The sequence below is a fragment of the Micromonospora sp. NPDC049240 genome, assembly GCF_040647835.1.
GTDB lineage: Bacteria > Actinomycetota > Actinomycetes > Mycobacteriales > Micromonosporaceae > Micromonospora.
The window spans coordinates 201,290-227,096 of record NZ_JBEZCX010000010.1 but is presented as its reverse complement, the minus strand read 5'-3'; the positions used below and the strand labels follow the sequence as shown (position 1 = coordinate 227,096).

The following is a 25,807-nucleotide window of genomic DNA, read 5'->3' as shown; positions in this document are numbered from 1 at the left end:
CGAAGAGCGGCCCCGCATGAGCGTCCGGACCGCCCGTCCCGCCTCCGCACGGGACGGGCGGTCCGGCCAGCGGTGGCCCGCCCACCGGCCGTTAGGCTGAACGGTGATGGCATACCTGGATCACGCGGCGACGACCCCGATGCTCGACGAGGCACTCGAGGCGTACGTCGCCACCGCCCGCGAGGTGGGCAACGCGTCGTCGCTGCACGCGGCCGGCCGCCGTGCCCGGCGGCGGGTGGAGGAGTCCCGCGAGCGGGTGGCCGCCGCGCTCGGTGCGCGCCCCTCCGAGGTGATCTTCACCGGCGGAGGCACGGAGAGTGACAACCTCGCCGTGAAGGGCATCTTCTGGGCCCGCCGCGACGCCCGGCCCGATCGGGTCCGGGTGGTCTCCAGCGCGGTCGAGCACCACGCCGTGCTGGACGCGGTGGACTGGCTCGTCGGGCACGAGGGCGCGGAGGCCGGCTGGCTGCCGGTCGACGCGACCGGCCGGCTCGACCCGGAGCGGCTGCGCGCCGAGCTGGCCGAGCACGGCGACCGGGTGGCGGTGGTCACCGCGATGTGGGCCAACAACGAGGTCGGCACCGTCCAGCCGGTGGCCGCGCTGGCCGCGGTCGCCGCCGAGCACGGGGTGCCGTTCCACACCGACGCGATCCAGGCGGTCGGTCAGGTGCCTGTCGACTTCGCCGCGACCGGGGTGTCCGCGCTCACCGTGACCGGGCACAAGCTCGGCGGCCCGACCGGCGTCGGCGCGCTGCTGCTGGCCCGCGACGTCGCGGCCGTCCCGCTGCTGCACGGTGGTGGCCAGGAGCGCGACGTCCGCTCCGGGACGCTGGACACGGCCGGCATCGTCGCGTTCGCGGTCGCCGTCGAGGCCTCGGTGAAGGGCCAGCAGGAGTACGCGGCCCGGGTCGCCGCGCTCCGCGACGAGCTGGTCGAGCGGGTCCGTCGGGCGGTGCCCGAGGTGGTCTTCAACGGCGACCCGGCGGACCGCCTCCCCGGCAACGCGCACTTCTCCTTCCCCGGCTGCGAGGGGGACGCGCTGCTGCTGCTCCTCGACGCCCAGGGCATCGCCTGCTCGACCGGGTCGGCCTGCTCGGCCGGCGTGGCCCAGCCCTCGCACGTGCTGCTGGCCATGGGCGCAGACGACGACCGGGCCCGCTCCTCGTTGCGTTTCACGCTCGGTCACACCAGCAGCGGCGCGGACGTGGACACGCTCATCGCCGCGTTGCCGGCCGCCGTCGAGCGGGCCCGGCGCGCGGCCGCCCTCCGTACCCCCCGCTGACCCGGATACCCTCGGTAGGGACGAGGGGAGTGGGCCGGTGAGGGTTCTGGCGGCGATGTCGGGCGGGGTGGACTCCGCCGTGGCGGCGGCGCGTGCGGTGGAGGCGGGGCACGACGTGACCGGCGTGCACCTGGCGCTGGCCCGCAACCCGCAGACCTACCGCACCGGCGCCCGGGGCTGCTGCACGCTGGAGGACTCCCGGGACGCCCGGCGGGCCGCCGACGTGCTGGGCATTCCGTTCTACGTGTGGGACATGGCGGACCGGTTCCACGACGACGTGGTCGACGACTTCGTCGCCGAGTACGCGGCCGGGCGTACCCCGAACCCGTGCCTGCGCTGCAACGAGAAGATCAAGTTCGCCGCGGTGCTGGACCGGGCCGTGGCCCTGGGCTTCGACGCCGTGGTGACCGGCCACCACGCCCGGCTCGGCCCGGACGGCCTGCTGCGGCGCAGCGTCGACGCGGCCAAGGACCAGTCGTACGTCCTCGCGGTGCTGACCCGCGCGCAGCTCGACCGGTCGGTCTTCCCGCTCGGTGACTCGACCAAGGCCGAGGTGCGCGCGGAGGCCGCCCGGCGCGGCCTCGCCGTGGCCGACAAGCCGGACTCGCACGACATCTGCTTCATCGCCGACGGCGACACCCGCGGCTTTCTGGCCGAGCGGCTCGGCGAGGCCCCCGGCCCGGTGGTGGACGCGCTCACCGGCGCGGTCGTCGGCAACCACAGCGGCGCCTACCAGTACACCGTCGGGCAGCGACGTGGGCTGCACCTGGACCGCCCCGCGCCGGACGGACGGCCCCGCTACGTGCTCTCCATCACCCCGAAGACCAACACGGTGACGGTCGGCCCGGCCGAGGCGCTGGAGGTCTCCGCGGTGCGCGCGGTCCGCCCGGTCTGGACCGGCGGCCCGCGCCCGGACGGGCCGGTCGAGTGCGAGGTGCAGCTCCGGGCGCACGGTGACGTGGTCCCGGCCGCCGTCCAGGTCGACGCCGACGGCCTGCACGCCGCGCTGCGCCGACCGCTGCGCGGGGTCGCCGCCGGCCAGGCGATCGTGGCCTACCGGCCGGACCCGGCCGGCGACGTGGTCCTCGGCTCCGCCACCATCGCCACCATCGCCGCCTGACAGGTCGCCGCCCGGCTGCCCGTCCCGGCGGACTGTCCTTGTGACGGGCTTGTTCTTGTGACGGGCTGTCATTGTGACGGCTGCCCTGCTGGCGGGGCTGTCCACCCGGTGCGCTGCCGTCGCGGGCGGATCGTTTCCGGGCTGGGCCGTCTCGGACCGGACGTGTCCGGCGCGGCGCCTGACCGGCCCGACCTCTTCCACCCGGTGTCTCGCGCGGCACGTCGGGTCGGAGCAGGTATCCGGCGGTCCGGAACCTCCGGCGACGCGATGCCGTTGACCAGGCGGATCACCCGGTACCGACGAAGCCGGCGCGGAGCCTGCCGCCACCCCCTACAAACTTGATGGCGTCGATGAGTCGCCTCGACCCGCCCTCGGCCCGGCTCTTCGATGACGCGGTTCGGCCGCTGTCCGGCGCGGTGACCCATCCGTGCCATCAAGTTTGTAGTCACTTCGTCGCTCAGCGACCGTCGGACGCTTCGGTGGCCATCCGCACCCGCCCGGCGCCCCGACTCGCCCCGGCTGTGCGCCTTCGGCTGTGCGCCTTCGGCCGTGCGCCTTCGGCCGTCCGGCCGCTGCCGTCCGGCCGCTGCCGTGGCCCGGTCCCGGCCCGCGCTGTCCGCCGGGGGCGGCCCAGTCGATAGGCTTCGGCGGTGACTGATCAGCAGTGGCCCTGGCCGGCCGGGGCGGCGACCGGAATCGGTTCGCTGCCCGGCACCGACATCGCCGAGGCGCAGCGGATCGTGCTCGGCGAGCTGCCCGCGCTGCCGCATCTGCCGGAGCTGCCCGCCCGGGGCCCGGGCGCGGATCTCGTGGGCCGCACCGCCGGGCTGCTCGTCGAGCTTCCGGTCGAGCTGTACGCGGCCCGCTGGCGGATCGCCCTGCGTCCCGGCCGGGACCTGCGCCGCGCCCGTGACCTCATGGAACGCGACCTCGACCAGCTCGCCGAGCAGGCCGAGGAGTACGCCGGCCCGGTCAAGGTCCAGGCCGCCGGCCCGTTCACCCTGGCCGCCACGCTGGAGCTGCCGCTCGGCGGCCGGGTGCTGCGCGACCCGGGCGCGGTGCGGGACCTCGCCGGCTCGCTGGGCGAGGGGCTGCGCGGCCACCTGGCGGCGGTGAGCCGACGGCTGCCCCGCGCCACGGTGCTGCTCCAGCTCGACGAGCCGTCCCTGCCGGCGGTGCTGGCCGGGCGGGTGCCCACCGAGAGTGGCCTCGGCACCCACCGGCCGATGGAGACCGAGGTGGCGCGCGCGCTGCTGCGCGGCGTGCTCGACGCGGCCGGCGTCCCCACGCTGGTGCACTGCTGCGCGCCGGACGTGCCGCTGGAGCTGATCCGTTCCGCCGGCGCGGTCGGCGTCGCCCTCGACCTGTCCCTGGTCAAAGACCTGGACCCGCTCGGCGAGGCGCTCGACGCCGGGTTCGGGCTGCTGGCCGGCGCCGCGCCGACGCTGCCGCCGTCGTCCGGCCGGGCGCCCACGTCCGCCGAGGTCGCCGACCGGGTCCGCCGGCTCTGGGATCAGCTCGGCTTCCCCCGCCGGCGGCTGGCCGAACAGGTGGTGGTCACGCCCGCGTGCGGGCTGGCCGGCGCCACCCCGGCGTACGCGCGGGCCGTGCTGGCCGCCTGTCGCGACGCCGGCCGGCGGCTCGCCGAGGAGTGACGTTTTCCTGTCGTAGGCCGGGGGCAGGATGGCTGGCATGATCGGACGACTGCGTTCCACCGTGATCGACTGTCCCGACCCGCGTGCGCTGGCCGGCTTCTACGCGGAGCTGCTCGGTCTCCCGCTGATCGAGGACAATTCCGACGGCGACGACTGGGTGGTCCTCGGCGGCGCGCCCGGGCACCAGCCGCGGCTCGCCTTCCAGAAGGCGCTCGACCTGCGGGCGCCCGACTGGCCCGACCCGGAGCGTCCGCAGCAGTTCCACCTGGACGTGACGGTGGACGACATCGAGGCGGCCGAGAAGGCGGCGCTGGCCCTCGGCGCCCGGCGGCTGCCCGGCGAAGGGGAGGGCTTCCGGGTCTACGCCGACCCGGCCGGCCACCCGTTCTGCCTCTGCTGGGACTGATCGCACGGGGCTTGCGCGGCCGGTGCATGATCACCACCGTGACCGCCTCCACCGACCGACGCGCCGCCGGCTCGCTCTTCGGCCTGGCCTACGGCGACGCCCTCGGCAAGCCGACCGAGTTCCTCACCGTCACCGAGATCGTCCGGCGCTACGGCCCGGCCGGTCCCCGCGAGCTGGAAGGTGACCCGGCACTGGTCACCGACGACACCCAGATGGCGCTGGCCGTGGCGTGGGCGTTGCACGACGCGCCCGCGTACACGGCGGAGGCGGTGGAGCCGCTGCTGCGGCAGCGCTTCCTCGACTGGGCGGCCAGCCCGGAGAACAACCGCGCGCCGGGCATGACCTGCCTGCGGGCCTGCGCCGAGCTGAGTCGGGGCACCCGCTGGCAACAGGCCACGGTCGCCGGTTCGAAGGGCTGTGGCGCGAACATGCGGGTCACCCCGGTCGGGCTGCTCGACGTCGACCTCGACACGCTGGCCGGGCTGGCCCAGCTCCAGGCCGGCCTCACCCACGGGCACCCGACCGGGCTGGCGGCCAGCGAGCTGACCGCGTACGCGGTCCGGCTGCTGCGCGACGGCGCGGCGCTGCCGGCGCTGCCCGGCCTGCTCACCGAGCGGGCCCGCGAGCAGCGCACGGTCTACCGGGGCGAGTGGCTCGGCGACCTGTGGCAGCGTCCGGGCGTCACCGACCCGGCGGAGTTCATCGCTCGCGGCTGGGACGACTGCCTGCGGGTGCTCGGCCGGCTGGAGGCGGCGCTGGCCCGCCCCGACGACGGCGGCGACCCGTGTCGGCTCACCGGGGAGGGGTGGATCGCGGAGGAGGCGCTCGCGACCGCGCTGCTCTGCGCGCTGCGGCACCCGGACGAACCGGTCGCCGCACTGGCCCGGGGCGCCACCACCGCCGGCGACTCGGACTCCATCGCCGCGCTGGCCGGGGCGTTCCTCGGGGCCGCGTACGGCATGGCCGCCTGGCCGGCCGGCTGGTCCGCCCGCATCGAGTACGCGGACCAGCTCACCGCCCTGGCCGACCCGCTGGACTGAGCGGCGTCCCGCGCTACGCGGTGAGGTGGGGCAGGCGGCGTACGCCGCGCCACACCTCGGGGTCGCAGTCGCCGGCGCGGTCCGCGAACGCGTCGAGCGGCACCCGGATCGGTTCGCTGACGTCGAGGAAGCTGTCGTGGTCCGCGCCCGGGTCCCAGGTGCGGGTCGGGATCCGCACGTGGTCGTCCCGGTCCGACTTGTCCTGGCTGGTGATCTTCAGGACCTCGGCCGCCCGGCCGTCGACGCGCAGCACCAGGCAGGGGCGCACCTTCGAACCGGTGCCGTCGGCGTACGGCACGTCGGCCCACCAGATCTCCCCGGGCCGCGGCCGGTCCCCGGTCGGCCGGTCGGCGCCACGCGGCTTCGGCGGAGCGGCCACCCGCCCACCACCGGGTCGGTTGTCCCGCCCACGCCCGGGCCGGCTGCCCCGACCGTCGGTGGCGCGGCGGCGCCACTCGCTCCACAGCCAGCCCGCCGCCACGCAGGCCACGATCACCAGTGCCCAGATCAGCGCGTCGCGCATCCGTGCCCGCCTTCCGTCCGCTTCGGCCCAGCGATCGTCGCACGGTTGCGGCCCGTCCGCTCCGCGGCGCGGCACGCGTCCCCGGGGCGGCGGGTCGCCCTGCTCAGCACGGGTGGGCGGACGGTTGTCACAGCCGACCGTTACGGTTCGGGGGTAGCACGAGCACGGGAGGTCGACAGCGTGTCCGATGGTGGCGGCGTGTCCGAAGAAGCGGTTCCCCCGACGGTCGACGCCGCCCAGGAGGCGGCGGCCGGCGTCGAGCCGACCCCCGAGGCCCGGGAGCGGCACGCCACGCTGAGCCAGGAGCTCACCGAGCACCAGTACCGCTACTACGTGCTGGACGCGCCGACGATCACCGACGCCGAGTTCGACAGGCAACTGCGCGAGCTGGAGGCGCTGGAGGCGGAGTTCCCGGCGTTGCGCACCCCCGACTCGCCCACCCAGCGGGTCGGCGGCACGTTCTCCACCGACTTCACCCCGGTCACGCACGCCGAGCGGATGCTCTCGCTCGACAACGCGTTCGCCGACGAGGAGCTGGCCGCCTGGGCCGAGCGGGTCGAGCGCGACGCCGGCGGCCCGGTGCCCTACCTCTGCGAGCTGAAGGTCGACGGCCTGGCCATCAACCTGACCTATGAGAAGGGCCGGTTGGTCCGGGCGGCCACCCGCGGCGACGGCCGCACCGGTGAGGACGTCACCGCCAACGTCCGCAGCATCAAGGGCGTGCCGGCCCGGCTGACCCCGTCCGACGACTTCCCCGACGTGCCCGAGCTGATCGAGGTGCGCGGCGAGATCTACTTCCCGGTGGCCGGGTTCGCCGACCTCAACGCGAGCCTGGTCGAGCAGGGCAAGGCGCCGTTCGCCAACCCACGCAACGCCGCCGCCGGCAGCCTCCGGCAGAAGGACCCGCGGGTCACCGCCGGTCGGCCGCTGCGCCTGATCGTGCACGGCATCGGCGCCCGCAAGGGCTACCGGCCGTCCGCGCAGTCCGAGTCGTACGCCGCGCTCAAGGCGTGGGGGCTGCCCACCAGCGACCGCTGGAAGGTGGTGGCCGACCTGGCCGGCGTGGCGGAATACATCGCCTGGTACGGCAAGCACCGGCACGACGTCGAGCACGAGATCGACGGCGTGGTGGTCAAGGTCGACCCGGTCTCCATCCAGGGTCGCCTCGGCTCGACCAGCCGCGCGCCGCGCTGGGCGATCGCCTTCAAGTACCCGCCGGAGGAGGTCAACACCACGCTGCTCGACATCGACGTCAACGTCGGGCGCACCGGCCGGGTCACCCCGTTCGCCGTGCTCCAGCCGGTCCTGGTGGCCGGCTCCACGGTCGCGCTGGCCACCCTGCACAACGCTCGCGAGGTCGAACGCAAGGGCGTGCTCATCGGTGACACGGTGGTGCTGCGCAAGGCCGGCGACGTCATCCCCGAGATCCTCGGCCCGGTGGTCGACCTGCGGCCGGCCGACGCCCGCCCGTTCGTCATGCCGACCACCTGCCCGGCCTGCGGCACGCCGCTCGCGCCGGCCAAGGAGAGCGACGTCGACATCCGCTGCCCCAACGGGCGGACCTGTCCGGGGCAGATCCGCGAGCGGGTCTTCTACCTGGCTAGCCGCAAGGTGCTCGACATCGAGGTGCTCGGCGAGAAGGGCGCGGCGGCGCTGCTGGACGCGCAGATCATCACCAACGAGGGCGACCTGTTCCAGCTCGACGCCGAGCAGCTCGCCCGCTCGCCGTTCTTCGTCAACAAGGACGGCAGCCTCGGCACCAACGCCACCAAGCTGCTGGAGAACCTGGCCGAGGCCAAGGAACGGGATCTGTGGCGGGTGCTGGTGGCGTTCTCCATCCGGCACGTCGGCCCGACCGCGGCGCAGGCGCTCGCCCGGCACTTCCGCTCCGTCACCGCGATCGAGGAGGCGTCCGAGGAGGAACTGTCCTCGGTGGACGGCGTCGGCCCGACCATCGCCGCGAGCCTCAAGGAGTGGTTCGCCGTCGACTGGCACCGCGACGTGGTGCGCAAGTGGGCCGCGGCCGGCGTCCGCATGGCCGAGGAGTCCGCCGACGAGGGGCCGCGCCCGCTCGACGGGGTCACCGTGGTGGTCACCGGCACGCTTGCCGGGTTCAGCCGTGACGAGGCCGCCGAGGCGATCCAGAGCCGGGGCGGAAAGGTGACCGGCTCGGTCTCCAAGAAGACCGGCTTCGTGGTGGTCGGTGACAACCCCGGCACCAAGGCCGACAAGGCGGCCACGCTGAAGCTGCCGATCCTCGACGAGGACGGGTTCCGGGTGCTGCTCGAGTCCGGTCCGGAGGCGGCCCGGGCGGTGGCCCGGGTCCAGGAGTGACCGGCGCCCGGGTGACCGCCCGGCGGCGTATACCAACTTAATTACGACTAGCACCGATTCGTGACTGTCGTGTCGGGGAAAGCGGTCCGGAGGGCGTTTCATTGGCGTACGGCGCGTGACTGCGCGCGCCAGGACCGTGCCCGGGAGGTGCGATGGCGACCGACGACCCGCGCAACTCCGTCCCGCCGGGGCGGACCGGGCCGTTCTTCGGCTTCGTCGGTGCGGTAGGTGTCGTCGCCCTGCTCGTCTCGGTCGGGCCGCTTGCCGCGCTGCCCGGCCGGCTGACCGAGCTGCCGGTCGCGTTCTGGACGATGGCGGCGCTCGCCGTCGCCTGCGACGCCCGCCCGTTCGTCCCGCCCGGCCGGCGGCAGACCTCGGCGGTCTTCCCGTCCACCTGCTTCACCTTCGCCATCCTGCTCGGCTGGGGTCTCGGCCCGGCGGTGGCGGTGCAGGCCGTGGCGGTGGCCGTCTCCGGCTGGCGTCTCGGGTACGCCGCCTGGCGCACCGGCTTCAACGCGGCCCAGTACGCGTGCGCGTTGGCCGCCGCGTACGCGGTCACCCGGTTCGGTCCGGGCGAGCTGTTCGGCGGTGGCCGGCTGCACTGGACGGACGTGGCAGCGGTGGGCGGCGCCACGGTGGCCTGGTTCGCGGTCAACTACGGGCTGGTCAACTCCGCCATCCGGCTGCGCTTCGGGGACCGGTGGTGGCCCAACGTCCGGCTCGGGCTGGCCTACGAGCTGCTCTCCACCGGCTCGCTGCTGCTGCTCGCGCCGGTGCTGGTGGCCGCCGCGCGGGCCAGCGCGGCGCTGATCCCGCTGGTGCTGGTGCCCCTCTTCGCGGTCTACCGGATGGCCCGGCTCTCCGCCGAGCGGGAGCAGCTCGCCGACGTCGACCCGCTGACCGGGCTGCCCAACCGCAAGGCGTTGCTCAGCGAGGTGGTCGAGCAGGTGCACCTGCACGCCGAGCGGGCCGCCCGGGGCGAGCCGGACGCCCACGTGGCCCTGCTGCTGCTCGACCTGGACCGGTTCAAGAACGTCAACGACGCGCTCGGCCACGCGGTCGGGGACCGGCTGCTGGTCGAGGTGAGCGCCCGGCTGATCGACGTGGTCGGCGAGCACGAGATGGTGGCGCGGCTCGGCGGCGACGAGTTCGCCATCGTCGTGCCGGGGCTGGCCGGCGTCGAGGAGGCCCGGGAGCGGGCCGACCGGGTGGTCGCCGCGCTGGCCGAGCCGGTGCCGTTGGACGGGCTGCCGCTGGACGTGGGCGGCTCGATCGGCGTCGCGCTCTTCCCCGAGCACGGCGAGGACTTCGCCACCCTGATGCGGCACGCCGACGTGGCCATGTACGACGCCAAGCACCGCACCGACACGGTCGCGGTCTACGCGCCGGAGTCCGACCACAACTCGGCCGAGCGGTTGAGCCTCCTGGCGGACCTGCGTCGGGTGCTGGAGTCCTCGCCGTCGCCCTCCGGGGAGCCGGTGGGCGTGCGCGGCGGGGACGGCGCGGCGCTGACGCCGGGTCTGCCCGCCGCCCGGCCGGCGCACCCGGCCCGCCGGCGGCTCCGGTGGCGTCGGGAGCGTGTCGAGGCGCGCTCCGACGACGACCTGATCGAGCGGATCCTGACCGGCGCCGACCCGACCCGCCGCCGGGCCGACCGGGTCCCCGACCCGGTTCGTTCCGGCGGTGATGCGGCGTCGGCCGCGTCGGCCCCACCGGCGTCGGCCGCGTCGGCCCCACCGGCGGCGGCGAAGGTGGCGCCGGCTGCGTCGACCGTGTCGGCCCCGGCCGGCGGATCAGCCGCGGAGGCCGTCCCGGCCGCGCGGCTCGCGGAGACCACGGCCGCGTCGGCCGCGGAGGCCGGCGAGATCACCATGTACTACCAACCGCAGATCGCCATCGCCACCGGCGAGGTGGTCGGCGTCGAGGCGCTGCTGCGCTGGCGGCACCCGCGCCGGGGCATGGTCGACCCGGGGGAGCTGATCCAGGTCGCCGAGCAGAGCGCGGTCATGCGGCTGCTCACCCGCCGGGTGGTGGACGACGTGGTGGAGCAGCTCGCCAAGTGGTCCGCGGCCGGGCTCACGTTGCGGTCCGCGCTCAACGTCAGCGTCCGGGACCTGCACACCGGCGAGATCGCCGACCAGATCGCCGACCGGCTGACCCGGTACGGCGTCCCGCCCGAGCGGCTCCAGGTGGAGATCACCGAGGGCGCGCTGATGGCCGACCCCCGTCGGGTGCTGGCCAGCATCACCCACCTGCACCGGATCGGCGTCGGGATCGCGCTCGACGACTTCGGCACCGGGTACTCCTCCCTTCAGCACCTGCGCCGGCTGCCACTGTCCGAGGTGAAGGTGGACCGGTCGTTCGTGCTGGGCATGGCCGACGACCCGGACGACGCGGCGATCGTCCGCTCGATGATCGAGCTGGCCGGCGCGCTCGGCCTGCGGGTGGTCGCCGAGGGCGTGGAGGACGAGCGCACCTGGCGGCTGCTGCACGCCGCCGGCTGTGACGTGGCACAGGGCTGGTTCCACGCCCGGCCGATGCCGGCCGAGGAGCTGATCGCCTGGCTGTCGCGTTACCGCCCGGTCCGCCCGACCGCGGTGGACGGCGACGGGCGGGCCGGGCCGGCAGCGGAGGGGGAGTCGAAGGCGTCGTCGTGACGGCGGGACAATAGACTCGCTCCGGTCACCGCGCGTCATCGTGCTCCGTCAGGCGCGCGGCCGGCACACGCAGACGTCTGAAGGACAGCCACGAAGGGGGCACCCGATGGCCGCCATCTCCCGCGAGGAGGTCGCGCACCTCGCGCGACTGTCGCGGCTCGCCGTCACCGAGGAGGAGCTGGACATGTTCGCCGGCCAGCTGGACGTGATCCTCCAGTCGGTCGCGCAGGTCGGCGAGGTCGCCGCGGCGGACATCCCGCCGACCTCCCACTCGGTGCCGCTGACCAACGTGCTCCGCGAGGACGTGGTGACGCCGAGCCTGACCCCGCAGGAGGTGCTGTCGGGTGCGCCCGACGCCGAGGAGCAGCGGTTCCGCGTTCCGCGGATCCTGGACGAGGATGTGGCATCGTGACCGACCTGACCAGGCTCAATGCCGTCGACCTCGCCGGCCTCGTCGCCAACGGTGACGCCTCGGCGGTCGAGGTCACCCGCGCCCACCTGGACCGGATCGGTGCCGTCGACGACCGGGTGCACGCGTTCCTGCACGTCGACAGCGACGGCGCGTTGGCCGCCGCGCGGGCCGTGGACGAGCGCCGCGCCGCCGGTGAGGAGCTGGGCCCGCTGGCCGGCGTCCCGGTCGCGGTCAAGGACGTGCTGACCACCAAGGGCGTGCCGACCACCGTCGGGTCGAAGATCCTGGAGGGCTGGCGTCCGCCGTACGACTCGACGATCGTCGAGCGGCTGCGGGCCGCCGGCACGGTGATGCTCGGCAAGACGAACATGGACGAGTTCGCGATGGGCTCGTCCACGGAGTACTCCGCGTACGGGCCGACCCGGAACCCGTGGGACACCGAGCGCATCCCGGGCGGCTCCGGCGGCGGCAGCGCGGCGGCGCTGGCCGCGTACGAGGCGCCGCTGGCGATCGGCTCGGACACCGGCGGCTCGATCCGTCAGCCCGGCGCGGTCACCGGCACGGTCGGCGCGAAGCCCACCTACGGCGGCACCTCCCGGTACGGCCTGGTGGCGTTCTCCTCGTCGCTGGACACGCCCGGCCCGTGCGCGCGTACCGTGCTCGACGCCGCGCTGCTGCACCAGGTGATCGGCGGCCACGACCCGCGCGACTCCACCTCGATCCCGGCCCCGGTGCCGGACGTGGTGGGCGCGGCGAAGCTCGGCGCGAGCGGTGACCTGACCGGCGTCAAGCTGGGCGTGGTCACCGAGTTCACCGGCGAGGGCGCCGAGCCGGGCGTGATGGCGGCGTTCCGCGAGTCGGTCGAGGCGCTGGCCAAGCTGGGCGCCGAGATCGTCGAGATCTCCTGCCCGCACTTCAAGTACGCGCTGCCGGCCTACTACCTGATCGCGCCGAGCGAGTGCTCCTCCAACCTGGCCCGCTTCGACGGCGTCCGGTTCGGCCTGCGGGTCGGCGACGACGGCAACCGGTCGCTGGAGGAGGTCATGTCGCTGACCCGCGAGGCCGGCTTCGGCCCCGAGGTGAAGCGGCGCATCATGATCGGCACGTACGCCCTCTCGTCGGGCTACTACGACGCCTACTACGGCCAGGCGCAGAAGGTCCGCACGCTGATCACGCGCGACTTCACCAGCGCGTTCGAGCAGGTGGACGCGTTGATCTCGCCGACCACGCCGTTCGTGGCGTTCCCGATCGGCGCGCGCACCTCGGACCCGTACCAGATGTACCTGGCGGACCTGTTCACCATCCCGACGAACCTCTACGGCGGTCCGGCCATCTCGGTGCCGTGCGGGTTGTCCGACGGGCTCCCGGTGGGTCTGCAGATCATGGCGCCGACCATGGCCGACGACCGGATGTACCGGGTGGCCGCCGCACTGGAGTCCAGCGTCGGCGCGTTCACCCCACCAGCACTGTGAGGCAGGAGCAGATGACGACGACACTGCCCGCGTACGACGAGGTCGTCGCGCGCTACGAACCGGTGATCGGCCTGGAGACCCACGTCGAGCTGGGCACGAACACCAAGATGTGGTGCGGCTGCCCGACCGACTTCGGTGGCGAGCCGAACACCCGGGTCTGCCCGGTGTGCCTGGGCCTGCCCGGCTCGCTGCCGGTGGCCAACAAGGCGGCCATCGAGGCGACCATCCGGATCGGCCTGGCGCTGAACTGCTCGATCGCCGAGTGGTGCCGGTTCGCCCGGAAGAACTACTTCTACCCGGACATGCCGAAGAACTTCCAGATCAGCCAGTACGACGAGCCGCTCTGCTTCGACGGTCACCTGGACGTCGAGGTCGACGGCGAGCTGGTGCGCATCGGCATCGAGCGGGTGCACCTGGAAGAGGACACCGGCAAGACGCTGCACGTCGGTGGTGCCACCGGCCGCATCCACGGCGCCACCGAGTCGCTCGTCGACTACAACCGGGCCGGCATCCCGCTGGTCGAGATCGTCACCAAGCCGATCCCCGGCACCGGTGCGCTCGCCCCGGAGATCGCCCGCGCGTACGTGGCCGAGCTGCGCGACGTGATCCGTTCGCTGGGCGTCTCGGACGTGCGGATGGAGGAGGGCTCGCTGCGCTGCGACGTCAACACGTCGCTGAACCTGCCCGGCGCGGAGTGGGGCACGCGGACCGAGACCAAGAACGTCAACTCGCTGCGCTCGGTCGAGCGGGCGGTCCGCTCGGAGATGCTGCGCCAGGCGTCGGTGCTGGACGCGGGCGGCCGGATCGTCCAGGAGACGCGCCACTTCCACGAGGACACCGGCGACACCACGTCGGGCCGGTCCAAGGAGACCGCCACCGACTACCGGTACTTCCCGGAGCCGGACCTGGTGCCGCTCGCGCCGGACACCGCCTGGGTGGCCGAGCTGAAGGCCGCCCTGCCGGAGCTGCCGCGGCTGCGCCGCAAGCGGATCCAGCAGGACTGGGGCCTCTCCGACCTGGACATGCAGTCGGTGGTCAACGCCGGCGCGGTGGAGCTGATCGAGGCCACCGTGGCGGCCGGCGCCACCCCGGCGGCGGCCCGCAAGTGGTGGCTCGGTGAGCTGTCCCGGCGCGCCAACGAGACCGGCGTGGAGCTGGCCGACATCGGGGCGACCCCGGCGCAGGTGGCCGAGCTTCAGGGCCTGGTCGACGCCGGCAAGCTCAACGACAAGCTGGCCCGTACGGTGCTGGAGGGCGTGGTGGCCGGCGAGGGCTCGCCGACCGAGATCATGACCGCCCGAAACCTGGAGGTCGTCTCGGACACCGGCGCGCTCACCGCCGCCGTGGACGAGGCGATCGCCGCCAACCCGGCCATCGCCGACAAGATCCGTAGCGGCAAGGTCGCGGCGGCCGGCGCGTTGGTCGGCGCCGTCATGAAGACCACCCGCGGCCAGGCGGACGCGAAGACCGTCCGCGAGTTGATCCTGGAGCGCCTCGGCGCTGCCTGACGTGCAAGGAAGGGCCCCTTCTTAACGCCTGGTGCATAAGAGGGGGCCCTTCCTGACACCTCACCCCCACACCGAGGGCGTCAACGGCGACGCCCGGATGGAGACAGCGTGAACACCGACGTCCTCGACGAGATCCAGCGCCGGGTGCTCTGGCTCGCCACCCGCATCGTCGACGCGGCCAACCACGACCGGGACACCGGCGACGGGGTGAAGGTCGGCGGCCACCAGGCGTCGAGCGCGTCGCTGGTGACCGCGATGACCGCGCTCTGGTTCCAGCACCTGGACGCCGAGGACCGGGTCGCGGTGAAGCCGCACGCCTCCCCGGTGTTCCACGCCATCCAGTACCTGCTCGGCAACCTGGACCGGTCCTACCTGCCGAAGCTGCGCGCGCGGGGCGGGCTCCAGTCGTACCCGTCGCGGACCAAGGACCCGGACGAGGTGGACTTCTCCACCGGCTCGGTCGGCCTGGGCGCCGCCGCGCCGCTGTTCGCCGCCGTCACCCGCCGCTACGTCGACGCGCACTTCGGCGCGCGCCCGCACTCCCGGTTCATCGCGCTGATCGGCGACGCGGAGCTGGACGAGGGCAACATCTGGGAGGCGGTCGCCGACCCGGCCACCACCGGCCTGGGCAACGTGATGTGGCTCGTCGACTTCAACCGCCAGTCGCTGGACCGGGTCGTCCCCGGCATCCGGATCAACCAGTGGCGGGGTCAGTTCGAGGCCGCCGGCTGGCACGTCGTCGAGGTCAAGTATGGTCGCCGGCTCGCCGAGGCGTACGCCCGGCCGGGCGGCGCGGCGCTGCGCGACTGGATCGACCGGATGCCGAACGAGCAGTACCAGTCGCTGTTCGGCCTGGCCGGGCCGGTCCTGCGCAAGCAGTTCCTGGACGGCGCGCCGGACGAGGTGACCGCGTTCGTCGCCGATGTCCCGGACGACGAGTTGGGCCCGCTCGTCACCGACCTGGGCGGGCACGACGCGCAGGCGCTGCTCGACGCGTACGCCCAGTGCGACGCGGTCACCGACCGGCCCAGCGTGGTGTTCGCGTACACGGTGAAGGGCTGGGGGCTGCCGATCGCCGGCAACCCGCGCAACCACTCGGCGCTGCTGAGCACCGAACAGGTGGCCGCGCTGCGGACGGCGCACGGCCTGACCGCGGAGACCGAGTGGGACCGCCTCGACCCGGCGTCCCCGGCCGGCATCTGGGCCGGCGAACGCCGGGAGGCGCTGTCCCGCGCGCCGCGCGAGCGGGCGCTGGGCGTCACCGTGCCGGAGTCGACCCGGGTACGCGCGAACAAGCCGGTCTCCACCCAGGAGGTGTTCGGCCGGGTGCTCGTCGACCTGGCCCGCGACCCGCAGGTGGCGCCCTACCTGGTGACCACCGCGCCGGACGTGGCCACCTCGACCAACCTGGCCGGCTTCATCAACAAGACAAGTGTGTTCGCCCCGACCGAGCAGCGTTCGTGGACCGAGGACCGGATGCTGCGCTGGACGGAGAGCCCCGCCGGGCAGCACATCGAGCTGGGCATCTCCGAGATGAACCTGTTCCTGCTGCTGGGCCAGCTCGGCCTCTCCTGGGACCTGTCCGGCCAGCCACTGCTGCCGGTCGGCACGGTCTACGACCCGTTCGTGCTGCGCGGGCTCGACGCGTTCCTGTACGGCACCTACTCGGGTTCGCGGTTCGTGGTGGCCGGCACCCCGTCCGGTATCACGCTGGCGCCCGAGGGCGGCGCGCACCAGTCCACCATCACCGCGTCGGTGGGCTTGGAGCTGCCCGGGGTGACGTTCCTGGAACCCGCGTACGCCGGCAGCCTGGACTGGCTGCTCTGCGACGCGCTCGGGCAGATCGCCGGCGGCGCCGCGCCGGCCGTCACCGCCGCGCCGGCCGAGGACGGGGCGTACTACTTCCGGCTCAGCACCCGACCGATCGACCAGGCGCCGTTCGAGGCGGCGCGGGCCCGGCTCGGTGACGCGGTGCTGCGCCGGCAGGTGGTGGCCGGGGCGTACCGGCTCGTCGACGCGCACCAGGCGTACCCGGATCTGGCGGACGCCCCGGTCGTGCAACTCGCCGCCTCCGGCGCGGTGCTGCCGGAGGTGCTGGCCGCCGCCGCGGAGCTGGCGGAGGAGGGCGTGGCGGCGCACGTGGTGGACGTGACCAGCCTGGACCGGCTCTACCGCGCGTGGCAACGGACGCTGCGTCAGGGCGTGCGGACCGCCACCGTGCCGAGCGTGCCCGGCGCGCTGCGGTCGGCGTTCGCCGACCGGGTGCCGGTGGTGACCGTGCAGGACGCGGCCTCGCACGCGATGGCCTGGCTCGGTTCGGCGGTCGGCGCCCCGGCGGTGCCGCTCGGGGTGGACGAGTTCGGTCAGTCCGGCACCGTCCGGGAGCTGTACGAGCTGCACGACCTGCTGCCCGGCAGCATCGTCAACGCGGCGCTGGCCGCGCTCGCCCTGCGCTGAGTCAGCTCGGGGTCGGGGCCGGGGTCGCGCTGGGCGATCCCGATTCCGGGGCGCCGCGGGTCGGCGTCGGGGTGACCGGCACCTCGTCGCCCTTGGCCGGGTCCCGGATGACGTGCCGTTCCAGGTTGACCTGCGACTGCCCGGTGCCGCCCACGGTGATCTCGTCGTACGCCTGGAGCAGCTTCTGCTGGTCGAAGTAGAGCACTGTCATGGCCAGCGGCGTCGGCTTCTCGCCCTCTAGCCCGCGCAGCCCGGCCCCACCGGTCGAGCCCTCCACCATCAGCGTCGTCGGCTGCTCGCCCGGCACCTGCGGAAGCTTCGACACCTGGCGGGCGTGGGTGTGCCCGGAGAGCACCAGCGGGCAGGTGCCGGAGAGCGGCCCGGCCGACGCCGGGTCGTGCACCAGCGCCACGTCCACCTTCCGCGGTGACTTCTCCACCGTGGCGGCGAGCTGCTCGCCGGCGCCGATCACCTGGTCGGCCACCGCCGACGTGAGTCCGCTGCCGGCCGGCGAGGTCTCCTTGTCCGGGGTGAACCGCGGATCGCCGATGCCGGCGATGGTCAGCCCGGCCACGGTCGTGGTCGAGTTGTTCAACACCACGGCGTTCGGCTGCTGGGCCACCGCCGCGGCGGTCCGCGGCGAGTCGTGGTTGCCGCGGATGTAGACGTAGGGCTTCTTGAGCAGGCCGATCGAACCGACGTAGGACGCCTCCGGCTCGCTGCCCCAGTCGGTGAGGTCGCCGGTGTCGATCACGACGTCGATGCCGAACTGCTCGACCACCGTGCGGATCAGCTGCCAGCCGGTCGGGTTGAGGTGCATGTCCGAGACGTGCAGCACCCGGGTGGTGCCCGGGGACGGCTGCACCACCGGCAGCGACGAGACCGTGGTGTAGAGCTTGCTGACGTTGCCGACCAGCCGCTGGAGCTGCTCCGCGTACTTGGTGTAGTCGTTGGCGATCCGCCGCGCGTCACCCACGATCGCGGGCGCGTTGACCAGCAGCCCCTCGTACCGCGGTTCCTCGATCGCCTGTGGCCGCAGGGTGGCCGCGCCCAGGCCGAGACTGCCGGCGGTGATGACCAGCGCCAACCCGCCGGCCCAGGCGGTCCGCCGCACGTCGCGGAAGACCAGCCCGGCCAGGAGCAGGGTGGCCAGCACCGCCGCGGCGAGCGTCCGCAGGCCGAGCCGCATCACGCCGTCGCGGACGTCCTGCACCGCCGACTGGCTGGCCCGGCTGATGCTCGCCGGATCGTCGATGAGTGCCTCGGTGCGTCGCTGGTCCAGGGAGCCCACCTCGACGGTCAGGTACGCCGGCCCGTCGTGGCTGTCCAGCAGCAACGCGCCCAACGGCGGGATGTCGACGGTGGTGCCGCCGCTCAGCGACGGGCTGAGCTTCAGCTCCGCCCGGAACGGGCCGATGTCGGTGCCGACGTGGCCGCCGGCGTACGTGCCGACCACGATGCCGCCGAGCGTGACCGCGAGCAGCGCCAGCGCCACGCCGACCCGGCGCAGCCGGTGGCCCGGCCGCCAGGCCGCGAGGCGGCGGGCGCGTCCGGTCGCCGGGGACGTCGGGTTCCCGGCGCGCTCCTCTTCGTTCTCCTGGCCGTCCATGCTGAGATTCTGACCTGCCCAGTGAGTGATCTTGGCAAACCTGCCCGAAGCGGCTCAGCTCCGGCCGGCGCCGCCGTCCGCGAGGACCAGCCGCAGGATCCGGTCGTCCTCGGCGGCCGGCCGGCCCCGGCCGTCCCGGTTCGAGGTGCTCACCCAGATCGAGCCGTCCGGCGCCACGGCGGCGGCGCGCAGCCGACCGTACCGCCCGGTGAGCAGCTCGCGCGGCTGGCCCAGGACGGTCCCGTTGCCGGCCAGCTCGACCAGCCACAGCCGCTGCCCGCGCAGGCACGCGGCGACCAGCAGCCGCTCCACGGCGGCCAGCCCGGAGCAGGACGCGTCGGCGGTGCGCCACTGCACGACCGGGTCCACGTAGCGGTTGTCGTCGCCGCGCCCCTCGACCTGCGGCCAGCCGTAGTTGCCGCCCTGGTTGATCTGGTTGATCTCGTCCCAGGTGTTCTGGCCGAACTCCACCGCGTACATCCGCTTGTCCGGCATCCAGGCGAAGCCCTGCACGTTGCGGTGCCCCGAGGACCACACCGGCGAACCGGCGGTCGGGTTGCCCGGGGCCGGCTTGCCGTCCGGGTTGATCCGGAGGATCTTGCCGGCGAGGCTCTTCGGGTCCTGCGCGTTCGCGGTGCGCCCGGCGTCCCCGGTGCTCACGTAGAGGAAGCCGTCCGGGCCGAAACCCAGGCCGCCGCCGTCGTGGTTGCCGGCCTTCGGGATGCCGGTGAGGATCGGCGTCGGCGTCTGACCCAGCCGCAGCTTCGCGACCCGGTTGTCGGCCTCGGCCGTGTAGTAGACGAAGATCATTCGGTCCTGCGCGTACTTCGGCGAGACGGCGATGCCGAGCAGGCCCCCCTCACCGCCGGCCGCCACGCCGGGCACCGTCTGCACCGGCCGGACGGCCAGCCCGTCCGGCCCCGACTCCGGGCCGACCTGGACGATGCGGCCGCTGTCCCGCTCGGTGACCAGCGCCGCGCCGTCGGGCAGGAACGCGATCGCCCACGGCACCGCCAGCCCCTTCGCCAACACCGTGGCCACCACCTGCTGGCTCGCCCCGCCGGGGCTGGCCGTGCTCGACGGCGTCGGCAGGTTGGGTGGCTCGCCGGCCGGGTCCGGCTCGGGCTCGCCGAGTGCGCAGCCGGCGGTGCCCAGCAGCAGCGCCGCGCAGGACGCCGCCAGCGCCGTCCGGAGGCGGTGGGCGCGGGGGTACGGGAGTCGCGGGCTCACCCGGCCCAGCGTAGCCGCACGCGACGGCGAACCGGGCCGGACGAGCGCCGCCGGTGACCGCCGTGTCCGGGCCGTGCCCGGGCGCCGGGTGCGGATGACGTGGTGCGGGCCGGCCGCTCAGCCGGCGCGCAGGGCGAGCACGGCGACGTCGTCCTCGCGGCGGTGCGCGGCGGCCAGCAGCCGGTCGCAGAGCGCGGCCAGCGACACGTCGGGACCGTCGGCGGCGAGCCGGTCGAGCAGCTCCGCCTGCCCCTCGTCGATCGGCTGGTCGCGGCGTTCGATCAGGCCGTCGGTGTGCAGCAGCAGCGTGTCGCCCGGGGCGAGTGTCAGCGTCCGGCCAGTGCGCCGGGGCGGGCGGACCAGACCGAGCAGCGGACCGCGTCCCTCCGCCACCGACACCGTGCCGTCGGCGCGGATCAGCACCGGCGGCGGGTGCCCGGCATTGCACCAGCGGACCTGGAGCCCACCGTCGCCGGGCCGGACCCGGGCCAGCACGGCGGTGGCGACCGTCGGCACCCGGAGCCCACCGATGGCCCGGTCGAGGTTGGCCACCAACTCCTCCACCGGATCGTCCCGCCCGTACGCGTTGCCCCGGACCAGGTTCCGCAACTGGCCCATGGTGGCGGCGGCCTCGATGTCGTGACCGGCGACGTCACCGATGGCGGCGATCAGCTCGCCGTCGGGCTGGACGAACGCGTCGTACCAGTCGCCGCCGACCTCGACCCGGTCCGCCGCCGGCAGGTAGCGGGCGGCCAGTTCCATCCCGGACACGGTCGGCAGCACCGGCAGCATGCTGTGCTGGAGCACCTCGGCCACGTGCCGCTGCTCGCCGTAGAGCCGGCTGTTGCCGACCGCCTGGCCGGCGCGTACCCCGATGTCCTGCGCGGTGCGCAGGTCGCTCGCGTCGAACCCGCGCCGGCCGGCGCGGTTGACAAGCGTGACGGTGCCGATCACCCGGTCGCCGACGGCGGTGATGGGCACCGTCAGGTGCGAGCCGATGCCGAGCCGTTCGGCAAGCGGCACCAGCTCCGGGCGGGTGGTGCCGCGCGCCACGTCCGCGATGCCGGCGGTGCTGCTCATCACCGGCCGACCGGAGCGCAGCACCGAGCGGATCAGCGACTCCGGGCCGAGCCCGGTGGTCAGCAGCGAGGCGAAACGGGTCAGGTCGGCGCGGCGGTCCCCGTCCCGGTGCACGCCGGAGACGCTGCGCGGCCGGCCCGCCGGGTCGACCAGCGTGATCAGGCACCAGTCGGCCAACAGCGGCACCATGGCGTGCGCCAGGCGGTCGACCGCGGTGGTCACGTCGAGCGTGCCGCCGAGCATCTCGCTCATCCCGGCCAGCATCGCGAGCCGGTCGTGGGCCTCCTCCGCGCGGCGGCGGGCCTGTTCGGCGCTGCGGACCGCGATCCGCAGCCGCAACTCCGACGAGCAGGCGGCGGCCAGGTCGGCGAGCGTACGCAACTGCTCCCTGGTCCAGGCGCGGGGCTTGCTGTCGATGGCGCAGAGCGAGCCGAGCACCCGCCCCTCCAGGTCGGTCAGCGGCATGCCCGCGTACGCCACCACGCCGAGGTCCTCGATGGCGAGGTTCAACCGCACCCGTGGGTAGAGCCGGGCGTCGGGCAGCACCATCGGCACCTCGATGTCGACGACGTGCTGGCAGAACGAGTGGCTGAGCGGGGTCTCCCGGCGATCGGCCCAGGGCTGCGGCAGCCCGGTCGCGCCGGGGAAGAACTGGCGATCCGCGTCGACCAGGGAGACCAGCGCGACCGGCACGTCGAGCAGGTCGCCGACCAGCCGCGCGAACCGATCGAACGCCTCGTCCGGCACCGCGTCGAGGCGTGTCTCGTCGAGGGACCGCAGCCGGTCGGGATCGGTAAGCGCCGGAATCGGCGCCGCCTTCCGCTCCGGGTCGTCCTCGCTCATCGCCCCCCTGTCGTGCGCACCGCGACGCCGGCCGGCGTCCCGCCCCCGATTAAACCCTGTCGCACTGGTGTCCGACCCCCGGCGGGGCGTTCGTCACGGTCGCCGCGGCGTCTACCTGCGGCTACGGATATCGTCGGCGGTCGTGAAGGCATGGATTCCGCACCCCGACGGTCGTCGCCTGCTCGGCGAACTGCCGCCCGACGTCACCGTGGAGGTGCTGACCGATCCGGCCCGCCTCCCGTCGTCCTCGGCCGGGGTGCGGTTCTGGGTGCCGCCGTTCCTGGCCGGCCCGGACGCCGGCGCGCTCCTGGCCGACCTGCCGGACGTCGAGGTGGTGCAGTTGCTCTCCGCCGGCGCGGACGCGTGGGCGGGTCGGATGCCGGCCGGCGTGACGCTCTGCGACGCCCGCGGCGTGCACGACTCGGCCACCGCCGAGTGGGTGGTCGGCGCGATCCTGTCCGCGCTGCGCGGATTCGCGCCGCTGGCCCGCGCCCAGGCTCGCCGGGAATGGGCGTACGACGAGGTCGCCCCGACCGACGAGCTGGCCGGCAAGCGGGTGCTGATCGTCGGCGCCGGCTCGATCGGCGCGGCGGTACGCGCCCGGCTCGCCCCGTTCGAGGTGAGCTTCACGCTCGTCGCCCGTACCGCCCGCCCCGACGAGGACGTGCACGGGGTGGCCGACCTGCCCGCCCTGCTGCCCGCCGCGGACGTGGTGGTGCTGCTGGTGCCGCTGACCGGGCAGACCCGGGGTCTGGTCGACGAGCGGTTCCTCGCCGCGATGCCGGACGGCGCGTTGCTGGTGAACGCCGCGCGGGGGCCGGTGGCCCGGACGCCGGCGCTGCTCGCCGAGCTGGCGTCGGGGCGGCTCCGGGCCGCGCTGGACGTCACCGACCCGGAGCCGCTGCCGGCCGACCATCCGCTGTGGGAGCTGCCGAACGTGCTGCTCACCCCGCACGTCGCCGGCTCGGTGCGCGGTCTGCTGCCGCGCGCGTACCGGCTGGTGGGGGCGCAACTGCGTCGCTTCGTGGCCGGGGAGGAGCTGACGAACCGGGTGGTGGACGGCTACTGACCGGTGTCGTCGGGCTGCTCCCGACCGGTGTCGTCGTCGGGAAGGCGCTGCCCGGTGGCGGCGACCAGCCGAGGGAGTTCGGTGGCGCGTACCGCGGGCAGCACGAGCACCTGCCCGTCGTCGAGCCGGACGACGGCCCGGCCACGGGCGTCGCCGGCCAGCTCGGCGACCCGGTCCCAGGGCACCCGTCGCTGCCCGACGAGTGCCCGCAGCCGTAGCTCCCGGGCGTCGGCGTCGGTGCCGGACCGCCACGCCCACAGCCCGATCCCGAGCGGCACCAGCAGCACCCAGAGCAGCCACCACCGGGCGGTGGCCAGCGGCAGCGCGCCGATGAAGGCGACGATGGCGGCCACCAGGATGGCCTGGTTGGGACGGAAACGGACGGTGTCGGCGCGACTCACGCTCCGATGATCGCATCCGACCAGCTCACGCCCCTGCGCCGCCCCCGGGTCGAGGCTGCCTGACTTGATTGTGACGCACGTCACTAACAACGTTCCGTCACCGGCCGATTCCGGGATCGTTCTTAGGCATGGCCGCAGCGGTCCACGCCGATGCGACCGTGCCTGCCCGACCCCGCACGTCGCACCGCAACAGCACCGCCCCGTGCCCCCTCACGAAGGCGACCGCCGTGCCCGTCATCCCCTCCGCCGGACCCCGCCGGCGGCCACCGCTGCCCGACCTCGCCGTGTCGGTCCTCGGCATGTCCTTCCTGCTGGCGGGCATCGCCGGGGTCGTGCCCGGTCCCGCCGCCGCGGCGCTCGCCGTGGCCGGCGCCTCCGCCCTCGCCTGCGTCCGGCTCGCCTGGCTGGCGGGCGTGCCGCCCACGCCGGCGCCGGCACCTCACGCCGTCCCGACCCGAGGCCCCCTGCCCTCGGCCCGGACGCGCCGCGGCGTGACCGGGGCCGGCCATCCGAACTCGACGCCGCGCGCCGTTCCGGGTCGGCCGAGGACCTGCCTCGGCGTACCGGGGGCGGGCGGCTCCGGGCCGGCCGAGCGGACCACCGCCCCGGGCCGGGCCGAGGCGACCGGCCGGGTGGGCCCACCCGGCCCGGGCAGCGCGACCGGCCGGCAGGCCCGCCGGGTGGCGCTGTCCCGCCGGGTCGCCGCGATTCTCGACGCGGCCGTCCTGGTCGCCGGGCTCACCGTCGCGGTGCTGCCGCTGAGCGACCCGGCGCACCGGCTGCCGGTGGCGCTGGTCGGGCTCGGCCTCACCGCGCCGCTGCACGCCGCCGCGCTGCTCCGCCTGCCGGGTCGGTCCCGGCTCCCCGGCCGGGAACGCCTGCGCCGCACCGTCGACGTCCTCGCGCTCGGCGTCAGCCTGGTCTTCGCCGGCTGGATGCTGCTGCCCGCCGGCCCGGTGCCGCCGGTCGCGTGGGTCGCCACCGGTGGCGGGGCGCTGGCGTTGGCCGTGCTCGCCATGGCGGCGGTCTCCGAACGCCGGCGTCGGCCGGGCGCCGCGTGCTGCCACGCCGGCGCCGGTCTCACGCTGGGCGGGTTGGCGCTGCTGGTGGTGCTGCTCGCGTACGACGTTCCGGATCGCGCGCTGTCGGCCGTCGCGCCGCCGGTGCTGGCCGGTGCGTTGCTGATCGCCGCCGGCGCCCGGCGTACCTCGGCGGGGGAGCGACCGCACCACGGGGCCGCGCCGGCCGCGTGGCCCCGGCTCACCGCGCCGGCCGGCATCGCCGCGCTCGCGGCCGGCGTGCACCTGGGCACGGTGGGCGAGTTCACCCCGGCGGCGATGGCCCTGGGCCTGGCGGTCATCCCGCCGATCATGGTGGGTGAGCTGCTGGCCGCCGCCGACCAGCGCCGCCGGGTGGAGCGGCTCGCGGCCAGCGAGGCGTGGCTGCGGCGGCTGGTCGGCGTGGGCGACGACGGCGGTGAGCCGGCGTTGTTGACCCGGGCCGAGCTGGTGCGGGCGCTGTCCCTGCGCAGCGGCGGCGCGCTCCTCCTGGTGGAGGTGCACGGCGACGAGGCGGCCCCGCCGGACGGGCCGGCGCTGGTCGAGGTGGGGCGCCGGCTGCGCGCCGGCTGCGGTCGGCACGATCTGGTCGCCCGCGTCGGCGACACCGGGTTCGCCGTGCTCACCGACCTCGGGCCGGTGCCCGCGTACGCGCTGGGCACGCGGCTGCTGACGGCGCTCGCCGAGCCGTACCCCCGGCCCGAGGGCGGCACCCCGCTCCGGGTCAGCGTCGGGCTGGCCGAGACGACCGGTGGCGACCCGGAGGACGTGCTGCGCCAGGCCGACCTGGCCCGGCGGCGGGCGGCGCAGCTCGGCCGGGAGCGGATCGAGTGGTACGACGCCTACCTGGAGGAGCAACTGGTCCGCCGGCTCGACCTGGAACGGGAGCTGCCCGGCGCGGTGGCCCGGGGCGAGCTGGACCTGGTCTACCAGCCGGTGGTGGCGCTGGCCGACCGGATGCCGGTCGGCACCGAGGCGCTGTTGCGCTGGCGCAGCCCGGCGCTGGGCACCGTGCTGCCGGCGGAGCTGCTGCCGGTGGCGGCCGACCTGGACCTGCTCGGTGAGGTCGGGTGGTGGGTGGTGGACCGGGCCTGCCGGCAGCTCGCCGCCTGGTCGGAGGGGGGCCGCGAGCTGTGGATGGCGGTCAACGTGACGCCGCGGGAGCTGGCCGCGACGGACTTCGTGGCGCGAACCGCGACCGCGTTGGCGGCGTACGACGTGCCGCCGGAACGGCTGGTGGTGGAGGTGGCCGAACCGGCGGTGGGGGCGGAGTTGCCCACCGTGACGGCGCGGCTGGCCGGCCTGCGGTCGCTCGGGGTGCGCACCGCGCTCGACGACTTCCGCGCCGAACACGCCTCGCTCGCCCAGCTCCGCCGGTTGCCGATCGACCTGCTCAAGGTGGGCCCGCACCTGGTGGCGCCGGGCGGGGACGGGCAGCGTCCGCTGATCGACGTGGTGGCGAACCTCGGCGACCGGCTCGGTGTGGAGGTGGTGGTGGAGGGGCTGGAGTCCGACGGTCAGGTGGCCGGGGCCCGCCGGGCCGGTTGCCGGTACGGCCAGGGCTTCGCGCTGGCCAGGCCGGCGACCGCGGAGCGGGTCGAGGCGTGGTTCGAGGAGTTCCCCTCGGCGTCCCGGTGAGGAGTTGACTTAA

18 protein-coding genes are annotated in these 25,807 nt (G+C 74.8%); 13 read left to right on the top strand and 5 right to left on the bottom strand.

Features of this window, described 5'->3' with window-relative positions:
- The first annotated feature begins 106 nt into the window (after positions 1-106).
- The 5 genes from AB0B02_RS17690 (at position 107) to AB0B02_RS17670 (ending at position 5,503) form a co-directional block, all read left to right on the top strand.
- Positions 107-1,282, top strand: coding sequence for a cysteine desulfurase family protein (locus AB0B02_RS17690; protein ID WP_357301338.1), 1,176 nt, complete (start codon positions 107-109; stop codon positions 1,280-1,282).
- 37 nt (positions 1,283-1,319) lie between these two features.
- Positions 1,320-2,402, top strand: coding sequence for a tRNA 2-thiouridine(34) synthase MnmA (gene mnmA, locus AB0B02_RS17685; RefSeq protein WP_281935894.1), 1,083 nt, complete (start codon positions 1,320-1,322; stop codon positions 2,400-2,402).
- 650 nt (positions 2,403-3,052) lie between these two features.
- Complete coding sequence (locus tag AB0B02_RS17680; protein ID WP_357301334.1) at positions 3,053-4,057, top strand: methionine synthase; 1,005 nt, start codon at positions 3,053-3,055, stop codon at positions 4,055-4,057.
- A gap of 37 nt (positions 4,058-4,094) precedes the next feature.
- Positions 4,095-4,463 carry a VOC family protein gene (locus tag AB0B02_RS17675; protein ID WP_281935890.1) on the top strand — a complete coding sequence of 123 codons (369 nt, stop codon included), beginning with the start codon at positions 4,095-4,097 and terminating at the stop codon, positions 4,461-4,463.
- A 26-nt stretch (positions 4,464-4,489) separates the two neighbouring features.
- Entirely contained in the window at positions 4,490-5,503 is a 1,014-nt protein-coding gene (locus AB0B02_RS17670; protein ID WP_281935887.1) for an ADP-ribosylglycohydrolase family protein, read from the top strand.
- 13 nt (positions 5,504-5,516) lie between these two features.
- Here AB0B02_RS17670 and AB0B02_RS17665 read toward each other — a convergent pair whose 3' ends face one another.
- Positions 5,517-6,026: a type II toxin-antitoxin system PemK/MazF family toxin gene (locus AB0B02_RS17665; protein ID WP_281935886.1), complete on the bottom strand. Its 510-nt coding sequence runs from the start codon at positions 6,024-6,026 to the stop codon at positions 5,517-5,519.
- A 198-nt stretch (positions 6,027-6,224) separates the two neighbouring features.
- Between AB0B02_RS17665 and ligA the strand changes: the two genes are divergently transcribed.
- The 6 genes from ligA (at position 6,225) to AB0B02_RS17635 (ending at position 16,866) form a co-directional block, all read left to right on the top strand.
- On the top strand, positions 6,225-8,360 hold the full coding sequence (gene ligA, locus AB0B02_RS17660; protein WP_281935885.1) for an NAD-dependent DNA ligase LigA: 2,136 nt from the start codon (positions 6,225-6,227) through the stop codon (positions 8,358-8,360).
- 152 nt (positions 8,361-8,512) lie between these two features.
- Positions 8,513-11,017 carry an EAL domain-containing protein gene (locus tag AB0B02_RS17655; RefSeq protein ID WP_357301329.1) on the top strand — a complete coding sequence of 835 codons (2,505 nt, stop codon included), beginning with the start codon at positions 8,513-8,515 and terminating at the stop codon, positions 11,015-11,017.
- 106 nt (positions 11,018-11,123) lie between these two features.
- Positions 11,124-11,429, top strand: coding sequence for an Asp-tRNA(Asn)/Glu-tRNA(Gln) amidotransferase subunit GatC (gatC, locus tag AB0B02_RS17650; RefSeq protein WP_281935881.1), 306 nt, complete (start codon positions 11,124-11,126; stop codon positions 11,427-11,429).
- Positions 11,426-12,901 carry an Asp-tRNA(Asn)/Glu-tRNA(Gln) amidotransferase subunit GatA gene (gatA, locus tag AB0B02_RS17645; RefSeq protein ID WP_281935879.1) on the top strand — a complete coding sequence of 492 codons (1,476 nt, stop codon included), beginning with the start codon at positions 11,426-11,428 and terminating at the stop codon, positions 12,899-12,901. The genes gatC and gatA overlap by 4 nt, the downstream gene beginning before the upstream one ends.
- An 11-nt stretch (positions 12,902-12,912) precedes the next feature.
- Entirely contained in the window at positions 12,913-14,409 is a 1,497-nt protein-coding gene (gene gatB / locus AB0B02_RS17640; protein ID WP_281935876.1) for an Asp-tRNA(Asn)/Glu-tRNA(Gln) amidotransferase subunit GatB, read from the top strand.
- Between the two features lie 108 nt (positions 14,410-14,517).
- Positions 14,518-16,866, top strand: a complete 2,349-nt coding sequence (locus tag AB0B02_RS17635) for a pyruvate dehydrogenase (RefSeq protein WP_281935874.1) — start codon at positions 14,518-14,520, stop codon at positions 16,864-16,866.
- A gap of 1 nt (position 16,867) precedes the next feature.
- Here AB0B02_RS17635 and AB0B02_RS17630 read toward each other — a convergent pair whose 3' ends face one another.
- The 3 genes from AB0B02_RS17630 to AB0B02_RS17620 all read right to left on the bottom strand — a co-directional run bounded on the left by AB0B02_RS17630 (position 16,868) and on the right by AB0B02_RS17620 (position 21,628).
- The gene (locus AB0B02_RS17630; protein WP_281935872.1) at positions 16,868-18,475 is read right to left on the bottom strand and encodes a metallophosphoesterase; all 1,608 of its coding nucleotides are present in this window, start codon (positions 18,473-18,475) and stop codon (positions 16,868-16,870) included.
- A 54-nt stretch (positions 18,476-18,529) separates the two neighbouring features.
- A complete protein-coding gene (locus AB0B02_RS17625; protein WP_281935870.1) occupies positions 18,530-19,705 on the bottom strand; it encodes a PQQ-dependent sugar dehydrogenase in 1,176 nt (391 codons plus the stop codon).
- Between the two features lie 117 nt (positions 19,706-19,822).
- Positions 19,823-21,628 (bottom strand): SpoIIE family protein phosphatase, encoded by a 1,806-nt coding sequence (locus tag AB0B02_RS17620; protein WP_357301320.1) that lies wholly within the window; start codon positions 21,626-21,628, stop codon positions 19,823-19,825.
- A gap of 142 nt (positions 21,629-21,770) precedes the next feature.
- On the opposite strand from AB0B02_RS17620, the gene AB0B02_RS17615 reads away from it, so the two are divergent.
- Positions 21,771-22,697: a 2-hydroxyacid dehydrogenase gene (locus AB0B02_RS17615; RefSeq protein WP_357301317.1), complete on the top strand. Its 927-nt coding sequence runs from the start codon at positions 21,771-21,773 to the stop codon at positions 22,695-22,697.
- Here AB0B02_RS17615 and AB0B02_RS17610 read toward each other — a convergent pair.
- Complete coding sequence (locus tag AB0B02_RS17610) at positions 22,691-23,098, bottom strand: PH domain-containing protein (RefSeq protein WP_357301314.1); 408 nt, start codon at positions 23,096-23,098, stop codon at positions 22,691-22,693. The genes AB0B02_RS17615 and AB0B02_RS17610 overlap by 7 nt on opposite strands.
- Positions 23,099-23,325: 227 nt before the next feature.
- Between AB0B02_RS17610 and AB0B02_RS17605 the strand changes: the two genes are divergently transcribed.
- Complete coding sequence (locus tag AB0B02_RS17605; protein WP_357301311.1) at positions 23,326-25,794, top strand: GGDEF domain-containing phosphodiesterase; 2,469 nt, start codon at positions 23,326-23,328, stop codon at positions 25,792-25,794.
- Positions 25,795-25,807: the final 13 nt, after the last annotated feature.